Origin of the sequence: Neisseria dentiae (genome assembly GCF_024580525.1) — a bacterium.
Classification (GTDB): domain Bacteria; phylum Pseudomonadota; class Gammaproteobacteria; order Burkholderiales; family Neisseriaceae; genus Neisseria; species Neisseria dentiae_A.
This window is the reverse complement of record NZ_JANIKQ010000095.1, coordinates 1-264: the sequence shown is the minus strand read 5'-3', so window position 1 is coordinate 264 and position 264 is coordinate 1. Positions and strand designations below refer to the sequence as shown.

1 protein-coding gene is annotated in these 264 nt (G+C 59.8%); it reads right to left on the bottom strand.

Going from position 1 to position 264, the window contains the following annotated elements; genetic code table 11:
• On the bottom strand, positions 1 to 264 hold a 264-nt coding region (locus NQ012_RS13015; protein ID WP_373566662.1), incomplete at both ends, for a calcium-binding protein.

Sequence of the window (264 nt, the reverse complement as noted above, 5' to 3'; positions counted from 1 at the left end):
CGATAACGGTGTCGTCAACGTTATCAACGTAGTAAACGTCGTCTCCGGTTTGGCCGCGCATCACGTCTTTACCGGTGCCGCCGTCGAGCAGGTCGTTACCCGCACCGCCGAAGATGTTGTCGCGGTCAGCGCCGCCGTAGAGTTTGTCGTCGCCTTCGCCGCCGTCGATGGTGTCTTCGCCGCCGTTACCGTAAATGGTGTCGTTGCCGCGGCCGCCGTTTAAGCGGTTGTAGTTGTCGTTGCCGGTGATGGTATTGTCGCTGT